At 41.4% G+C, this 16,477-nt stretch carries 15 protein-coding genes; 6 read left to right on the forward strand and 9 right to left on the reverse strand.

Going from position 1 to position 16,477, the window contains the following annotated elements; genetic code table 11:
* Both HWQ43_RS14000 and HWQ43_RS14005 read right to left on the reverse strand, forming a co-directional pair.
* Nucleotides 1-434 (reverse strand): hypothetical protein (locus HWQ43_RS14000; protein ID WP_292734524.1); only part of this gene is annotated, 434 nt, incomplete at its 3' end.
* A gap of 146 nt (nt 435-580) precedes the next feature.
* Complete coding sequence (locus tag HWQ43_RS14005) at nt 581-850, reverse strand: hypothetical protein (protein ID WP_292734467.1); 270 nt, start codon at nt 848-850, stop codon at nt 581-583.
* 148 nt (nt 851-998) lie between these two features.
* Here HWQ43_RS14005 and HWQ43_RS14010 point away from each other — a divergent pair, with 148 nt between their 5' ends.
* Nucleotides 999-1,682, forward strand: coding sequence for a response regulator transcription factor (locus tag HWQ43_RS14010; RefSeq protein WP_099104024.1), 684 nt, complete (start codon nt 999-1,001; stop codon nt 1,680-1,682).
* Complete coding sequence (locus HWQ43_RS14015) at nt 1,679-3,214, forward strand: ATP-binding protein (RefSeq protein WP_292734470.1); 1,536 nt, start codon at nt 1,679-1,681, stop codon at nt 3,212-3,214. Before HWQ43_RS14010 ends, HWQ43_RS14015 begins: the two co-directional genes overlap by 4 nt.
* An 87-nt stretch (nt 3,215-3,301) precedes the next feature.
* Here the strand turns inward: HWQ43_RS14015 and HWQ43_RS14020 are convergent, their stop codons facing one another.
* Complete coding sequence (locus HWQ43_RS14020) at nt 3,302-5,500, reverse strand: Ig-like domain-containing protein (protein ID WP_292734472.1); 2,199 nt, start codon at nt 5,498-5,500, stop codon at nt 3,302-3,304.
* Nucleotides 5,501-5,935: 435 nt separating this feature from the next.
* Nucleotides 5,936-8,551 carry a primosomal protein N' gene (gene priA, locus HWQ43_RS14025; protein WP_292734474.1) on the reverse strand — a complete coding sequence of 872 codons (2,616 nt, stop codon included), beginning with the start codon at nt 8,549-8,551 and terminating at the stop codon, nt 5,936-5,938.
* An 809-nt stretch (nt 8,552-9,360) separates the two neighbouring features.
* Between priA and HWQ43_RS14030 the strand changes: the two genes are divergently transcribed.
* From HWQ43_RS14030 to HWQ43_RS14045, 4 genes are all read left to right on the forward strand, one after another.
* Nucleotides 9,361-10,533: an RpoD/SigA family RNA polymerase sigma factor gene (locus tag HWQ43_RS14030; protein WP_292734528.1), complete on the forward strand. Its 1,173-nt coding sequence runs from the start codon at nt 9,361-9,363 to the stop codon at nt 10,531-10,533.
* 163 nt (nt 10,534-10,696) lie between these two features.
* Nucleotides 10,697-11,191 carry a GNAT family N-acetyltransferase gene (locus tag HWQ43_RS14035; RefSeq protein ID WP_292734476.1) on the forward strand — a complete coding sequence of 165 codons (495 nt, stop codon included), beginning with the start codon at nt 10,697-10,699 and terminating at the stop codon, nt 11,189-11,191.
* A gap of 362 nt (nt 11,192-11,553) precedes the next feature.
* The gene (gene petJ, locus HWQ43_RS14040) at nt 11,554-11,889 is read left to right on the forward strand and encodes a cytochrome c6 PetJ (protein WP_292734530.1); all 336 of its coding nucleotides are present in this window, start codon (nt 11,554-11,556) and stop codon (nt 11,887-11,889) included.
* A gap of 168 nt (nt 11,890-12,057) precedes the next feature.
* Nucleotides 12,058-12,981, forward strand: coding sequence for a tetratricopeptide repeat protein (locus HWQ43_RS14045; protein ID WP_292734478.1), 924 nt, complete (start codon nt 12,058-12,060; stop codon nt 12,979-12,981).
* 11 nt (nt 12,982-12,992) lie between these two features.
* Here the strand turns inward: HWQ43_RS14045 and HWQ43_RS14050 are convergent, their stop codons facing one another.
* The 5 genes from HWQ43_RS14050 to HWQ43_RS33765 all read right to left on the reverse strand — a co-directional run bounded on the left by HWQ43_RS14050 (nt 12,993) and on the right by HWQ43_RS33765 (nt 16,072).
* The gene (locus HWQ43_RS14050; RefSeq protein WP_292734480.1) at nt 12,993-13,619 is read right to left on the reverse strand and encodes a Uma2 family endonuclease; all 627 of its coding nucleotides are present in this window, start codon (nt 13,617-13,619) and stop codon (nt 12,993-12,995) included.
* Between the two features lie 294 nt (nt 13,620-13,913).
* The gene (locus tag HWQ43_RS14055; protein ID WP_292734532.1) at nt 13,914-14,309 is read right to left on the reverse strand and encodes a hypothetical protein; all 396 of its coding nucleotides are present in this window, start codon (nt 14,307-14,309) and stop codon (nt 13,914-13,916) included.
* Nucleotides 14,266-15,210, reverse strand: a complete 945-nt coding sequence (locus tag HWQ43_RS14060) for a MauE/DoxX family redox-associated membrane protein (protein ID WP_292734482.1) — start codon at nt 15,208-15,210, stop codon at nt 14,266-14,268. Before HWQ43_RS14060 ends, HWQ43_RS14055 begins: the two co-directional genes overlap by 44 nt.
* A 58-nt stretch (nt 15,211-15,268) precedes the next feature.
* On the reverse strand, nt 15,269-15,604 hold the full coding sequence (locus tag HWQ43_RS14065; protein ID WP_292734484.1) for a rodlin: 336 nt from the start codon (nt 15,602-15,604) through the stop codon (nt 15,269-15,271).
* A gap of 171 nt (nt 15,605-15,775) precedes the next feature.
* Nucleotides 15,776-16,072, reverse strand: coding sequence for a chaplin (locus HWQ43_RS33765; RefSeq protein ID WP_366932825.1), 297 nt, complete (start codon nt 16,070-16,072; stop codon nt 15,776-15,778).
* Between the last annotated feature and the right edge of the window lie 405 nt (nt 16,073-16,477).

The raw sequence follows: 16,477 nt of genomic DNA on the forward strand, positions 1-16,477 counted from the left end.
CCTAACTTTGTTGCCGCAGCTTTCAAATCAGGTCTGTGTGGGCGTTGACTGCGATCGCCTGGATTTGGCGGATTGGCAGGAACTCCTAACGCTGCTTTTAACTGGGCTTCTGTAACTCCTAACTTTGTTGCCGCAGCTTTCAAATCAGGTCTGTGTGGGCGTTGACTGCGATCGCCTGGATTTGGCGGATTGGCAGGAACTCCTAACGCCGCCTTTAACTGGGCTTCTGTAACTCCTAACTTTGTTGCTGCGGCGGCAAAATCTGGTCTGGGTGGACGTGGCCGTTCGTTTGATGCTTCGTTGGGCGGTTGTTGCGCCTGTGCAATTCGATCGAATTGATTAGCGGCATTTGCTTGATTGAGTGAAATTAAACCAAATGTGCCAACCAGAACAGGAATCGCTGTTACTACTAGTACTCTACGAATATTCATCATTAAATCTCCAAAGGTTTATATTTCTAATTAAGTCTTCTCAAAATAACAGTCTGCCCTGTTTCTAAATTACAGTTTTGTAATTTAGCAATAGAAATTCGCTGACACGATCGCCACTGAGGGTGAGTTGAAATGCAAGGGTGCATCAATTAACGGTTATTGTGTTCTACCCGATTTTGAACTGCTTCCTGATTATGAGTTTGGGTAAGTTGGGGAGAACGTTTTTTCTGATGTGGACGGGGTTTAAAATGTCTGATTTGTGGTTTTTTATCAGATATTTGCCGTTTGTTGGGCTGTTGTGAAATCTCTTCGTTCCGATCAGACGGATTAGCAGCATTTGCCTGATTGGGTGCAACAAAACCGAATGTACCAATCAAAAAAGGAATTGCGGCTACCGCTAAGATTCGGCGAATATTCATAAAAATCAACCTTCAAAAGCTAGGGTGTTCATATTTCTAATTAAGCCACCTCAAAATTACAGCTTTCCTATGTTCTAAATTACAGTTTTGTAATTTGAATAAAAAATAATGAATTTAGAATAGAAGAATATATGAATTAATAAATGCTGTGAACGTTCTGTTTGTTGAAGATGAAGCGAAAATTGCTAACTTTGTCCGAGCTGGACTAAAGGAGCAGGGATTTGTTGTAGACTACTGCGATAACGGTGATGATGGATATCTGCGGGCATTAGACAACGAATATGATGCGATCATACTCGACATTATGATGCCGGGAAAGGATGGACTATCGATTCTAAAACTACTACGGCGGCAAGGTCGGAATGCTCCGGTGATTTTGTTGACGGCTCGAAATGAACTAGACGATCGCTTGCAAGGGCTAAATTTGGGAGCGGATGACTATATCGCTAAACCGTTTTTTGTGGAAGAATTAGCGGCTCGAATTCATGCGGTTGTGCGTCGGAGTGTAAGCGAGCGCCAAAATCTACTTTGTGTTGGCCCGATCAAACTCGATCGCATCACTAGAGAAGTCACTTGCGATCGCCAGGCCATAGAACTCACCAGCCGCGAGTTTAATCTTCTGGAATATCTGATGCGCTCTCCCGGAAGGGTTTTCACTCGTACCCAAATTTTGGAACACGTTTGGGGCTACGACTTTAACCCCAACACCAATGTTGTGGATGTTTGTATCCAGCGAATTCGTAAAAAGATTGACCCTATTGATGAAGTAGTTTGGATTGAAAGCATTCGAGGGGTTGGATATCGATTTCGCAAACCAGATTCTTCATCATGAAACTTCCTTCGTTTCGACTCCGCATTGCTCTGTTGTCTACGGCTCTAGCTGGAAGCACATTAGTCGGATTTGGCGCGGTTTCCTGGTTTCAGATTTACAATGCTAAGATTAGCCGCCTGGATGCAGAACTATTAAATCACTTGATGCGGGCAACTCCGAACTTCCCTCCACGAGAGGAACCTCCCGTTGGTGCAGCGTCTCCCAGAAGAGAAGGCTTACGCGTAGGCGCAGCCCGCCGCAGGCATCGCTCGCGATGGCAGTTTTACGAAGATTCATTATCTTATACTTTCGGAACCAATACAAAAACCCCCGTCGCCCTGGTGGTGCTGGACGCAAACAACAACATACTTTATCAATCAAACTCCCTACCTGCTGACCTTGAGGTGAATCGTCTGTTGCTGGCGCGTCTCCAGTTGACGCCTCTAGCATCACCCCCGAAGAGAGAACCACCACCTTTACCCTCCAATACAAATCCATCTTTCGAGCGGCCACCACTGATTCGGCCACGCCCACCTCAATTTGTCACAGAGCAGACGGCAATAACAGTCTGGCGGATTGGCGCAACTAAATTACCCAATGCTCAGGTTGCCATTGCCGTTAGCTTGCAAGCCGTAGATCAAGAAATGGCTACCATTCGCAATATTTTCCTGGTTTCAATTCCGGGAGCGCTACTGCTGGTTGCGGTGGGGGCATGGTTGGTTTCTGGTGGCGCTTTGCGTCCCATCCGGCAATTAACAGGTGTAATTCAACAGGTAACTGTCAAAGGGCTAGATCAGCGGATTCCCATTGGGACAACTGATGTTGAATTTGTCGAACTGATTCAGGTGTTTAACCTGATGTTGTCACGCTTGGAACGTAGTTTTACCCAAGCTTCCCGTTTTAGTGGCGACGCGGCTCATGAACTGAAAACCCCACTAACTATTTTGCAAGGCGAACTAGAACGAACACTCCAACAGGTCGATCCCGGTAGTGAAGTACAACAGCGCTTAAGCAACCTGTTAGATGAGGTGCGCCGCCTAAGTGGAATTATGCGGAAACTCTTGTTGCTATCTCTGGCAGACGCCGGAAAAATGAGCATGTATCTGGTTGAAGTGGATATGTCTGAGTTGCTGATGGAGATGCTAGAAGATATAGAAATGCTAGCTCCCCAGTTGACAGTGGAAACTGACTTTATTGATGGGTTGCGGGTAAAAGGCGATCGCGATCTTTTAATTCAAGTTTTGCAAAACCTATTTAGCAATGCGATCAAATACAATCTCGCCAACGGCTGGATACAAATTCGCACTCATCAAACTCCAACAACTCTTCACATTACCATTGTCAATGCATCAAAAGATATTCCCCTAAGCGATCGCGATCGCATTTTTGACCGATTTTATCGCGGCGACCCCTCGCGTAACCGCAATGTCGAAGGAATTGGACTAGGACTGAGCCTAGCCCGAGAAATTGCCAGGGCACATCGTGGCAACCTTACTCTTGACTTAACATCTTCTGATCAAACAGCATTCACCCTCACCTTACCGATGAAGTAATACCAATTAAAAAAAAGAATGCAACACATAGATATCGTAAACATTTTTTGAATTGGTATTAGATTGAGCGATCGCTCGGTATTGATATTAATTAAGTGGACGCAGAAGTGTAATTTTGCCCATACCCGTCTCTTGGCTGAGTTGCGCCACGTAGAGATTTCCATTCGTGGGATTCTCAACCAAATCCAATGGACTTGGGTTAAAACCAGTGAAGCCACTAATAGCCGTTTGGGAATTTATAATATCCAAGTTTGCGCCACCTGGTGTTAGCACAATGATGTCTTTCCCTAAACTGAAGCGTGTCACCAGCAGTTTGCCTTGCAGCTGACCACCTAAAGCATTACTACGATATTCAATGATGCCATTAGGTGAAAAATGCTCTCCGAAATCGAAGGCAATACCCTTCCAATTCCGGTCAGGTAGAGTACCAATGGGATATTCATTTATCTGAACTGGGTCTGTACCAGCTGTGGGATTTCCTCCACCCAACACCCACTCACAACGCTTCGGATTGGGATGACCATAATAACCATTTTTAACAATGCGAAACAGAAAGTCTCGCTGCGTGCCTAAACTGCTAAGTCCAGCTACAGATGGAGTAGTATAAGCCCCATTAGTAGCCTTATCAATCCGGTTTTGGCAGGCAAGAGGTAGAGAGATAGGTGTATTTGGTGTATTGCCACCAGCCGCCGAACCATTCGTTGGCACATACAACTGACCATTGGTATGCCAAACCAGATCGTAGCCATTACGTATACCACTAGCAAAGATAGTTACAGGCGCTCCCGGATTAAAGGGGTTATAAGTACCTCCATCCTCCGTCTTAACGCTTAAAGGAGGTGAGATGATTTTGGACAGGTCAACTCGTAATACAGCAGCAGTTAACAACTGCTCAGGACGATTACTCCAGGCAGTGTTTGGTGCGCCTGTACTATTATTACTACCCTGCAACACATACAGCACGTTTGGCTCGTTGGGCTTGAACTCAATGCTATTGGTTAGATGATCCCGACTCGATCGCGGTAAATCAACCACATAGTCTTTTACTATCTCTAGATTGGTGCCGCTTAAACGAGTAATTTTACCACTCCACTCTGGTGCATCAATAGTTCCATTCCAGTAGTAGTTATTAGTTACCCAGAGAATTAGGTTGCTGGCATTGGTTGATGAGGGATCAAAGTGCATACCAATGATCGTTCGATTACCACCATTTGCAGTCTGCAACGAGGAAATCGTTTGTGGCATACCCAGAGTACCATCAGCATTGATCGGGAAACGCAAAATCTCACCTAGTAGGGTGGCAGCATAGAGTTTATTATCAGGCCCAATCAATACTGTGGTGTAAGATTTGGCAGGTACATTCGCTAGTGAGATTTGCTCGAAAGTAATATTGCTTACTGGGTTCACAAAAGTGCCTGTTGTGAAACTGATGCTATAGGGTAAGAATGCAGCACCATTGCTATCTTGAACCCCGTCAGTGATTTGTAGCAAATATTTGGTATTGTTCTTGAGACGATTTATCGGAGATACTACAATCACATCTCCGCCACCAGAAGTATTGTAAGTAGCATTGACTTGCGTGTTAGTACTGCAATCAATCAGCTTGATAGTGGAGGCAGAAATAGTATTAACCGCAATCCCACTATTGGGAAGATTTAGGTCTGCTGTAATCGAGATATCTGGCGAGAGATTTGTCTGACCATCATTGGGATTGGTCGTTCTGATCGAGGGACGATTACCTGGTGCGATCGCAATATAGTTGAGTTTGGTATTTTTACCACCTTTAGCATCAATGGTGAGCTTGCCGTCGATAACATTAACAATTCGGGTAACTGCGGCAAACTTTCTGGTTGCCGTTGGTACAAAGCCAGAAATAGCAGCCGTCCCTTCTATATTGATCTGGTGCTTACTATTTACAGTATTACTAGCATCACCGACGCTAACAGTCACATTGTAAGAACCTTTGGATAGGGCATATTCCCAAGCAGCAGGTATCTTAACTGCGGTTCCCGAACTGCTAAGAGGATATTGCAAATGAATCAGTCTATTTAGTCGCCGATCGATGCCGCTTTGGTTGCGATCGCGTGTATTGAGTTGGATATCAAGGGGAGTGGGTGTAGTATTGCCTAAGCTATCTTCACGCACCCAACCAAAGCCTTTAGTATCACTGTAGGCTTGACCGATATCTTTAATATACCCAGATAGTACAGGCGCGTCATTTGGTTGGAAAGCAATCCCTTGAACAATTGCTAATACTAGTATTTGGGGTTTGATCTTGTAAATCATAGTATGCCTTGCCGTTGTGTTCGTAGTTGATACGTGAGTAGTCCATTAACATTGACCAAGTATCTGCAATGATGATTTCTGGCAATCCTTCACTGGCTAGAAACGAACGTAATGACCGCAAGTCTCAGGGAACACATTTCTCTAGACTGTGTAAAAATTATTTAGTAAATACTTGAAATTACATAAATACTGAACTTCTTTGTTAAGAGAATTATAAAGGAACTTTCTAATTCCTCAAGTTGGTATAGTATTTTTACGTAAACAGCAATAAATCTTCAAAATTATTACCGTAAACCAATCTTTAATTAGTGCTAGCAGAGTTGATATTTTGATTCACTCATCTATCTGAGGGCGGATTATGCATAGATTAACCCAATTACCAAACAAATCAGGTTTATTTATAAGTACGCTACTGGGTGGGTTATTAGTTTACGATTACATAATATTAATCGGGTCTACATCAATAGTTAAACTTACAGACGAAGGACAAAGCGATCGCACTTCTTCCCAATCTGGTAATCGCGGTAAGGCATCTGGGGCAAATTTAATCAATATCTGCCAGCGATAACGATTAGCTACTCGTAAAATACTCGCTGGTGCTGGCCCCAATATCTCGAATTCTTCTTCTGTACTCAAGGCTGTAGCAATAACTTGCGCTGTATTTTGCACTTGAATCGGGTCGAGACTACTTAAACGCAACAAAATTAACCGCCCATAAGGAGGATAATTGAGTGCTTGGCGTTGTTCTAATTCAGCTTGAGAGAAAGACTGATAATCGTGCGATCGCACTGCTGCAATTACCTGATGCTCTGTAGTATAAGTCTGCACAATTACTCTACCCGGATCTTCACCTCTACCGGCACGTCCAGCGACTTGAGTCAAGGTTTGAAACGCTCGTTCACTGGCACGATAATCTGATAAATTTAGCAATCCATCGGCGGCGACAACGCCCACAAGTGTCACCTGTGGTAAATCCAAACCTTTGGTGAGCATTTGCGTACCGACTAACAAATCTGCTTCGCCGTTGGCAAACTGGGTGAGTAGGGTACGATGGGAGCCTTTGTTGCGAGTGGTATCGCTATCAAAACGAATCAAGCGCAACTCTGGGAACTGTCGCGCTAATTCCTGCGTGACTCGTTGAGTACCGCTACCAAAAAATTTCAGGTAAGGGGAACTACAATCAGGGCAGAATTTGGGGTGCGATCGCGCATAATTACAATAATGACACCGCAATAATTCCGGCGCTTTTTCTTCAGTGTGGTGATATGCCAATGACACATCACAGTGCGGACATTCCAACACATATCCACAACTGCGGCAAGAGACAAAAGTACTGTGTCCCCGGCGATGGATAAATAAAATTCCCTGTTGTTTTCTTTCTTGCAACTCTTGCAAAGCTGCTTGCAGCGATCTACTAAATATAGAACGATTTCCCTGTTGCAACTCTTGCCGCATATCGACAATTTCCACAGGCGGTAAAGGGCGAGAGTTGATGCGCTCAGGCAAACTTAAATAATGAGTGCTGTTAGCGGTAGCGGGGCGTTTAGCCTGTGAAGAGTTAGGAGTGAGGAGTGAGGAGTGAGGAGTTATGAATTCTCCCCCTGCCCCCTGCCTCCTGACACTTACCCAAGTTTCCAATGAAGGCGTAGCAGAACCCAACACCAAGGGGCAATTTTCTAATTCGGCTCGCCACTGGGCAACGGTGCGGGCGTGGTAGGTGGGTATAGGGGAATCTTGTTTAAAGCTGCTATCGTGTTCTTCATCTAAAATAATTAAACCCAAGTTGGGTAAAGGGGCGAAAACGGCACTGCGAGTACCAATGACAACTTGGGGTTCTCCGGTGAGCATTTGCCGCCAAGTGTCGTAACGTTCACCATCTGAGAGGGCACTGTGATAAACGCTGACTTTATTACCAAAACGGGCGCGAAAACGATCGGTTAACTGCGGTGTGAGTCCAATTTCTGGAACTAAAACCAGGGCAGATTTACCTTGATTGAGGAGAGGTGCGATCGCTTGCAAATATACTTCGGTTTTTCCTGAACCTGTCACCCCATGCAATAAAACGTGAGCAAATCCATCTAGTGTTTGGATTGTCGCTAAGGCGCTAGCTTGATCTGTAGTTAAAGATTTAGCACCATCCCCTACTAAAGTTGGGCCTTGTTCAGTTCGCAATACTTCCCGTTCTTCAACAACGATGTAACCCTTTTGTGTCAACGTCTTGAGAATAGAAGAACTAGCATTGCAAATTTGCAGTAATTCATTTTGCCACAACTCCCCACCCTGTCGCCGCAGCACTTCTAAAATCTCTCGTTGGCGAGTAGTTAACTCTTGGTCAATTGTACCTGTGAGCGTAACTGCTTTTTGTAACTTTGGTCGAGTTAGTCGCGGCGGTTCTAAATAACTTTCTACTAAACCAAATCGCAATAACTCCCGAATTCCCCGATAAGCAGATTTGACTTTTTGTTGAAGGTAGACAAAACTATAGTCCCCCGCCGGCTGCCCTTGCAAAAGTTCCCAAACTTGCCGCGCAGTCGGAGTCAAAAAAGCCAAAGGAGCGGCAGATCCCAGTAAATAACTACTCCCCCCTGCTCCCCTGCTCCCCTGCCCCCCTGCCCCTCTGCTTCCAACCAGGCGGATACGACGCTGCGATCGCCCCAGTAACCCTGGTGGTAGAGCAACCCGGATAACTTGAATCAGCGGCGTATAGTAATATGCAGCAACTCGGTTGAGTAATTCCCAATAAGCACTTGGGAAAAATCCAACGCTAACTATATCTTCTACTTCCCGGATTTTTTCTGGTGGTAAATCGATATTTGGTTGTGCCAGTAATCGAATCGCGATCGCTCCTAATTGTTGCGCCCCAAATGGCACGCTCAAAATATCCCCTGGTTTTATTTCTAACTGGGCTGGCAATCGATAAGTAAATAGTCCTGTACTTCCTGGACAGTCTACCAATACTTCAACCCACCGATTAACAGTTTCACTTGACTGGTATGACTCACTCGGTTCACTCACCACTAAAGGAGATAAATTTATGTCATTAATATACATACTTGCGGATTTTATAATTAAATATTTTCCTCACATAGCTGGTCAAAATCAACCTAGCTAGCTAAATTTTAGTTTTTCGCTTTCTTAAATTTAAATGGTATTTCTCAATACTGTTATTCTTCATAATACTTGATAATTTTCCTCTTATGTAATCTACTAGACAAATTCGTATCAACTATATATGCAATAAATATTTGGTGCCCACTATACAAATAAAAGCATGTCGGCTATTGCTGCAACAGTTGCTCTATCTACTAAATATGGGGTAGCCTTTTTCCGCCTATCGGTAGATATTCAACCCTTTCTGTATATGAGATGCTTTTATACAAAGTAAGATCAGATCAAAATTAAGCTGCTACTCTTGTAATTTGTATCATATAGGTAACTTGAAATCAAATCAGGAATGCGTAAAGCCATTAGTAGGTCTTCCTTTTATAGATTGGTCTCCAGCGCCTCAAACATTCATTATAAGTATTTATAAAAATATATGAAAGTTTAAGAAATTTGGATGATTAGCTGGAATTTTTATATTTGTTAAGGTTGAGAAAGTTTGAGGAGGGTTTGACATATTTGATAATTCAGAAAAAAATGAAGAATATATCTGTTGGGAATCTAAGAAAAAAGTTTTGCTGGGTGCTAAGGTAAGTTTCGTTATAGGTTGTATATAACTGTAACCTATAGATACTAGGTAGATGCCGATTTTTATTTCTATAGACAAATTGCATCAGCCTATATTTCGCTATTCTTTACGGGTGCATCGTCCATTAGGGAAAACTACCAAGCCTCAAACGAGTAGGTGTAAATAAATGATGTACCAAACAAAGCAACAATCCCTAAAGGAAAATATGAATATTGTTGAATTGGGAAAAATGGAAATACTGGAGAATGCTGCTGATATCGAAGAACCATCGCTTGATAGTTTAAATGCAGTGGCAGAAGAAGAATCTCCAATTGTAGTAGAAAATCTGGAATCAGACGAACGCGATGGCGATGACATGGCGGCGGCTCGTCCTTCGGGATACAACAAAACCGAACATGATGATGCTGTCGGCGCATTTTTTAAAGAAATGGCGCGTTATCCGCTTTTAAAAGCTGATGAAGAAGTAGAGTTAGCGCGGCGAGTCAGGTTTCTAGAGGAATTTAGAGAAATACAAGCGGCTTTAGGGTTAAAACTGGAACATGAAGCCAGCAAATTAGAAGTGGCTTCCGAGTTAGGAATGACGGAAAAGCAACTAGAAAGTCGCTTGTATCAAGGGAGAGTAGCGAAACGCAAAATGATTCGCTCGAACTTGAGATTGGTAGTTTCTATTGCTAAACGATACTTGAATCGGGGAGTGCCTTTTCTGGATTTAATTCAGGAAGGAGCGATGGGTTTAAATCGCGCTACAGAAAAGTTTGATCCCGATAAAGGATATAAGTTTTCTACTTACGCCTATTGGTGGATTAGACAAGCGATTACTAGAGCTATAGCTAATGATGCGCGAACAATTCGGCTACCGATTCATATTGTTGAAAAGCTGAACAAGCTAAAAAAAGCTCAACGGGAACTCAAACAAAAACTCTGTCGTAATCCTACCGAAGGTGAAATGGCAGAATATTTAGAGATTAGTGTGCAACAACTACGCCAGCTACAACAGCTACGGCGACAAGCACTTTCTCTCAACCACCGCGTCGGTAAAGAAGAAGACACGGAATTGATGGATTTGCTAGAAGATGAAGATAACTTGTCTCCAGAAGCAAAAATGAATGAAAACATGATGCGTCAGGAGATTTGGGAAGTCTTGGGTGATGTGTTAACTCCACGAGAGAAAGATGTGATTTCTCTGCGTTATGGTTTGACAAGCAGCGAACCATGTACCTTAGAAGAGGTTGGCAATATGTTCAATCTTTCTCGTGAGCGAGTGCGTCAAATTCAAAGCAAAGCCATGCGGAAATTGCGTCGTCCTCACATAGCCAAACGCTTAAAAGGTTGGTTAATTTAACTACATTGCTCAAGATAGAGATGCAATCTGGAACTTAATTAGCTTTGCAATTCGCAGAAATCGGGCGTTTTGTAGCGTTTTTCGGCTCTTCTTTCGTTGATACTCAAAAAAAATTGCCCAGTTGCCTATAGACTATGGACTATAAACTATGGACTATAGACTAATGACTTCGGGTAGCAATTTGATTGTGCGTTTTGCCCAAGCAGACGATTGCAGCGTACTGTTTAAATTAATTGAGGGACTTGCAGAATATGAAAAATTATCTCACGCGATCGCTGGCAATGCTCTAGCACTTCAGGAGCATTTATTTGGTTCGCGGAGGTATGTAGAGGCAATATTAGCAGAATCTGCGGGTGAATCTGTCGGTTTTGCGCTATTTTTTCATAATTATTCAACATTTCTGACTAAGCCAGGAATTTATCTGGAAGATTTATTTGTTTTACCAGAATATCGCAGGCAAGGTATTGGTAAGGCTCTCCTAACTAAAGTCGCTCAGATAGCTGTAGAACGTGATTGTGGGCGATTAGAGTGGAGCGTCTTAGATTGGAATGAGTCAGCCCAAGCATTCTACCGTAGTATGGGAGCATCTATATTAGATGATTGGCGAATTTGTCGCGTCACAGAAGATGTGCTTACTCAATTAGGTTCCGTAAAATAAAAAACAAAGGATGAAGTATAAAGAATGAATCAAGAAAATTTTCATCTTTAATATTTCATCCTTAAATTTTAATCATTTTTTTATAAAATATTCAGAATTATATAAATTGGGATTTTAATCATCAGCATAAATGCACATTTTTGCAAATAAGTAAGCTAGGGTATTTTGGAGAGAAGCATATTCTTGTTACATATTGCTTTGTGCTAATAAACCTAAATCTAAAATCACCAAGATTCAAAATCCAAAAACTTTATTTAATAAAGCAAAGTTTGACAGCTTGTCATTTGACTATGGCAACGGGTCAACTCACAATTATGGAGGATATTGCACCGAATAAGCCGTTATTGCAGAGAGAACACGAAATGAAAAAAATGATTACAGTCATGCTGTTAGGCATAGCAATCTTCACTTTTGCCTTCAGTCGTCCAGCATTGGCAGCCGATGCTGCTAGTGGAGCTAAAGTATTTAGTGCCAATTGTGCCTCTTGTCACGCAGGAGGAAAGAATCTGGTTAAAGCTGAAAAAAGCCTGAAGAAGGAAGCTTTAGAAAAGTATGGTTTGTACTCAGCAGAGGCTATTGTTGCCCAGGTTACAAAAGGTAAAGGTGCTATGCCTGCCTTCGGCGCTCGTTTAAAAGCTGACCAAATTGAAAATGTAGCTGCTTATGTTCTTTCACAAGCAGATAATGCGTGGAAGTAGACTAAAATCTAACTTCAAAAATTAATAATTCGCGGGGCTTTGTGTCCCGCTAATTTTGTTGCTACTGAAATTATCAAATAGGATGCTTATACCAATTTTGGATTAGAGTCTTTACAAAAAGATTGTTCCAAGAATATCAAACAATACTACCTATCCTAATTTGGTCTTATGAGTGATTTCTGGCGATTATTTTTCAGTATAATTATTGCTTTATCCCTCACTTTTTTGACTTTACCTGCACATTCCTCACCCATTTTAATTACCCAAATAACAGCAGGTGATTTCTTAGAGTTGGGTGTAGATAAGATGCGACGCGGTGATTATCAGGAAGCAATAAAGAATTTCAACCAGGCGATTGCACTTGAGAAAGATTTGGCTGTAGCTTATAGCGATCGCTGTCTTGCTTATCTCCAACTACAAGATTACCATCAAGCGATCGCAGATTGTACTCAAGCGATAAATTTTGCACCGGATAACTTTGAGGCTTATCTAAACCGGGGAGTAGCATACTACAGACAAGGAGATTATTCTGCCGCTATTGTCGATCATAATCGAGCCGTTACACTTAAACCCTCCGATTTTCGAGCTTACTATAACCGAGGGCTAGCCCGTGCCGGCGATGGGAAAGACTCGGAGGCAATTCTTGACTTTAATTTAGCCCTAATTCAAATTCCTCGAATCAGTAGCTTATTGCTTGCAGATATCTATAATGACCGAGGTTTAGCGCATTTTGTCTTGCAAGATATCCAAGCTGCGATGCTCGACTTTAATCTAGCAATTCGTCTCAATGCTAACGATTATAGAGCTTACTTTAACCGGGGTTGTGCTTGCGGACGAAATGGAGATGACTTTGGTGCAGTGCGTGATTTTTCTCAAGTCATCAGACTGAACCCCAGTAATGCCCAGGCTTATGTTAATCGGGGAGTAGCTCAGTATCGCTTAGGATATCATTTAGGAGCGATCGCTGATTTACAAAAAGCATCTGAGTACTATGGACAGCAAGGAAAAAAAGTTGCTTACGAAAAAACTCTAGATTTACTGAAGAATCTGCGACAACAAATTTCGTCTGTAACGGAAGTCGCTCTTTTTTAACAGTGTAATAACTATAGAGGATATCCACCAGCTTGAAAAATCTGTTCGGCGGTTAAGTTTAATTCGGGGAAAAGAGGTGAGATAATGCGATCGCTACCTCGAAACTGGCTAACTTGGTATTCTCCCTCAATTAAAGTGTAGAGAGAGACAGTTGGTTGTTTAGGGTTGCCAATAAATCGCCTACCGCCTAAAGCCGCATAGTCTACAATCCAGTATTCTGGTATGCCTATAGCCTCATAGTCAGCAGCTTTTTTTAAATAATCATCACGCCAATTGCTACTCACTACCTCAACTACTAAAGGTATTGATTCCGCTTGGCTTATAGTAGATTCTTTTTTCCACAGAGGTTCGTTTACTAAATTAGGGCGATTTAATATCAGCACATCTGGTGAGTAAGCAGATTCATTTTCAGGCGGTTTGACTAATGCTGTTTTAGGTATGAAATAGGGGAGATTTAAACGAATACACTCTCTAGTAACTTCAAAGGCTAAAAATCCAACTACCTCTTCATGATCGCCTGTGGGTTGCAACATCTCAACTATTACTCCATCATGCAATTCATAACGTTTTTCTGTGTTGTCAGGATATTTAGCAACGAATTCATCGAATGTAACTAGTTTGCGTAAGGCTTGAATCATAAATTATTGTCTTCTATTGTGTTTGCAAAGTATTCATTTTTCTCAATCCTAACGTAATTCGCAATTGCTATATATATATAGCGGTTATCGACAAGTGCCAATGCATCGGGGGGATTAAGGGGGGTAATTCGACTTGTGTGTTCAAAGGTCAGCAGTTTTTGAGTTTTCGTCCTTTGGGTCATTTGCTTTGCCTTCTTACCCTACATAGACTACCACTAAATGATAGTGTGGTGAAGAAGTACATCATAATGACTGGAAAAAGAAACTCCACCACAAGTCAAAGTACCTCATTTTCTATGCAGTTTTCCCATTCTTATCTGATGCTTGTTCTGCAATATTTTTTAAGCGGCTCGATCTCATTTTACGGATGCGATCGCTATTACGAACACCACCCGCCATTTCATATTCAGCGCTGTCTTTGCCGTACTTGATAGCAACCACCATTAACATTTTCTCAGAAAGCTGCTTCAAGTTTTTTTCCATCTCTTCAACTTCTGTTAAAGTAGAGTCAACTATAGCCAGAGCGCTATTATGAACATCAATTTTGTTACGTAACTGTTCGATTGAATCAATCAGTTTTTCTAAAGTATAATCCTCTTCAAATTTAATGCTTGGAAGAATCGATTTCATCCCAGATGCTCTTAATTCAGCTTTTTCTAAAACGCGGGATGTACGTTTTTGACGAGACAGATAAGCTTGGCTTAACGCGTTTCACAAAGGTTAACGGCATTACTCCCAACCATTTCTCTCGAATTATACCTTCCTCTAACAATACAGCAGTTGGAAAAGCATTGGTTAAGCGTGCCACGACAGTAGGACTCATTGCCACTACCGGAAAGTTGATATTATTAGATTGAACAAATTCTTCAACTTGTTCTGATGTTTGGGGAACTCCCGCCACTACATCAGGTAAATCAGTTCTTTGGTGAACCACTTTTAGCACTTTGAGCCAGTTTTTGCACGTTGGACAACCAGGCATTAAAAACACAACCAGTTTTTCTCCTGTTGTTAAGCTTTCAAGATATTCTTTTATCCATTGTGGTTGCCAAGAACGATTAACCTTAAGCGGTTCTAAGTCTAAAATAGGTTTTTTCTTCTTCCAATAATATATATATGAAACAGCAGTTAATAAACTACTTGTTGCTAAAGAAATCAATAATGCTGTCACTTGCTGCGAAACAGTTAAAATATCGGCAACCGGATAAAACCAAGCCAACCCCATCAAAGTAATGTAGAGAGCATTGAGGAGTAAACTTTGTTTGGGACTGATATCAATTAGACCGTTATAGCAACCACAATCATCTGTGCGTTTGGTCGAAGTACTCCAGTAAGTTAAACCTGATAAAAGCAATAGTAAAACAATTGTACCGATAAATAGCCACTGAGGAAACAGACGCAAAATCAGGGCTATTCCAAGGACGCACTCTATAAGTGTAAAAGCGATCGCTGCACCTATATTCACTTTTTGCGGAAATAACTGCAATTGGCTGATGTGGATAATAAACCTAGTTGGTGCAACTGCTTTGACAACACCAGTCACCAGAAATACACTGCCAACCACCAAAGAACTTATCAGAGAAATTAAATACATAATGCTTGCGATCGCGATTTAATCGTAATAGTCAATAGCTATATATCCTATCTAAGTTTCAGCTACCGGCAGAAGCATTGCCAGACAAAACTGGTATATTGTCTAGTATGTGTGACAGGGGTTCATCTCCTTTTGCTTGTGTTGAATTCTCTGTACATTGTTGATTTTGTGGGTTACTTAAAACATTAATATCTTGAACTCCTACATTTACTAAACCAACTAGCGATTGAGCATTAATTTTAGCAGGTAAACCTATACATGGTTTATTCAAAGTTCCTTGAACTAATCCTAACTCAGGAGATATATCTAGACCTCCTACTACTGCCATTAATTCTGCATCACTCAATTCTTCAAACAAGCTAGTTTCCAAGTCAGCAATTTTGTTGTTTATCATAAGTTATTTGTTCACTAATTGAAGTTGCATTGATTTGAGTATGTTTTAACGCTTAATTTGCTTCAGGTTCAGATGTATTAGTTTTTCAAAAAAATCCTTGAACGTTTCAAAGATTTATCCAACATGCTTGCGATCGCCATTTAATCCTAATAGTCAATAGAGTGCAAATGGTTACGTATTTACACAAGTATTCCCGAAAGCTGGATTAAGTAGACCAATTACATTGACAGTATTACCACAAACGTTAACTGGTATATGAACAGGTACTTGAACAACGTTTCCCGAAAGAACTCCAGGAGAACCAATAGCAGCACCTTGAGCACCAGCATCTCCACCAATTACAGTCAATAAATCAGCATCATCTAGTTCTTTAAACAATTCTAGTTCTTCAAACAATTCCCTATCTTCTTGAGTGACTGTAGGTGCTTGTTTTGTTGCTTGTTTCTTTGTTGAAAATATTTTTAACATATTATTTGACTCCTTTTGGTTTTTTCAAACTGTGTAATTGATTGTGCTATGGCTCTCTTGCATGAATTATCAAAAAAGAGATAATTCTTATTTGATAAGGCATAAGCCATTAATTTTTAAATTTATTGGGCTTGAGAGTAACTTGAAACCTAACAAGTTATTTGACACATTGTCAACAGTTTTTACTTAATATCCTACTTTTCCTACTTTTCCTACTTCACCCAAGATAGAGGTTGGGTTTTGTTCCTAAACCCAACCTTCTACTTATTTTTATTTCCTCAAAGTGATAGAAGAGGGACAAGCTTGAATTGATCTGTAAATGAGCCAAACTGCTTTAGAATATTTGTGGACAAAAGCTATAATCCAATACAGTTCAGTTAATCATTTCTTTCTTCTCTTTGCGTC

This window comes from Nostoc sp. JL31 (genome assembly GCF_017114965.1).
Lineage (GTDB): Bacteria > Cyanobacteriota > Cyanobacteriia > Cyanobacteriales > Nostocaceae > Nostoc > Nostoc punctiforme_A.

Coding starts and splice junctions, on each gene's coding strand:
- HWQ43_RS14035 (WP_292734476.1), top strand. CDS start 10,697: ATGACTTCGGGTAGCAATTTGATTGTGCGTTTTGCCCAAGCAGACGAT.
- HWQ43_RS14030 (WP_292734528.1), top strand. CDS start 9,361: ATGTACCAAACAAAGCAACAATCCCTAAAGGAAAATATGAATATTGTT.
- HWQ43_RS14045 (WP_292734478.1), top strand. CDS start 12,058: ATGAGTGATTTCTGGCGATTATTTTTCAGTATAATTATTGCTTTATCC.
- HWQ43_RS14015 (WP_292734470.1), top strand. CDS start 1,679: ATGAAACTTCCTTCGTTTCGACTCCGCATTGCTCTGTTGTCTACGGCT.
- HWQ43_RS14065 (WP_292734484.1), bottom strand. CDS start 15,604: ATGATAAACAACAAAATTGCTGACTTGGAAACTAGCTTGTTTGAAGAA.
- HWQ43_RS33765 (WP_366932825.1), bottom strand. CDS start 16,072: ATGTTAAAAATATTTTCAACAAAGAAACAAGCAACAAAACAAGCACCT.
- priA (WP_292734474.1), bottom strand. CDS start 8,551: ATGTATATTAATGACATAAATTTATCTCCTTTAGTGGTGAGTGAACCG.
- HWQ43_RS14050 (WP_292734480.1), bottom strand. CDS start 13,619: ATGATTCAAGCCTTACGCAAACTAGTTACATTCGATGAATTCGTTGCT.
- HWQ43_RS14020 (WP_292734472.1), bottom strand. CDS start 5,500: ATGATTTACAAGATCAAACCCCAAATACTAGTATTAGCAATTGTTCAA.
- petJ (WP_292734530.1), top strand. CDS start 11,554: ATGAAAAAAATGATTACAGTCATGCTGTTAGGCATAGCAATCTTCACT.
- HWQ43_RS14060 (WP_292734482.1), bottom strand. CDS start 15,210: ATGTATTTAATTTCTCTGATAAGTTCTTTGGTGGTTGGCAGTGTATTT.
- HWQ43_RS14005 (WP_292734467.1), bottom strand. CDS start 850: ATGAATATTCGCCGAATCTTAGCGGTAGCCGCAATTCCTTTTTTGATT.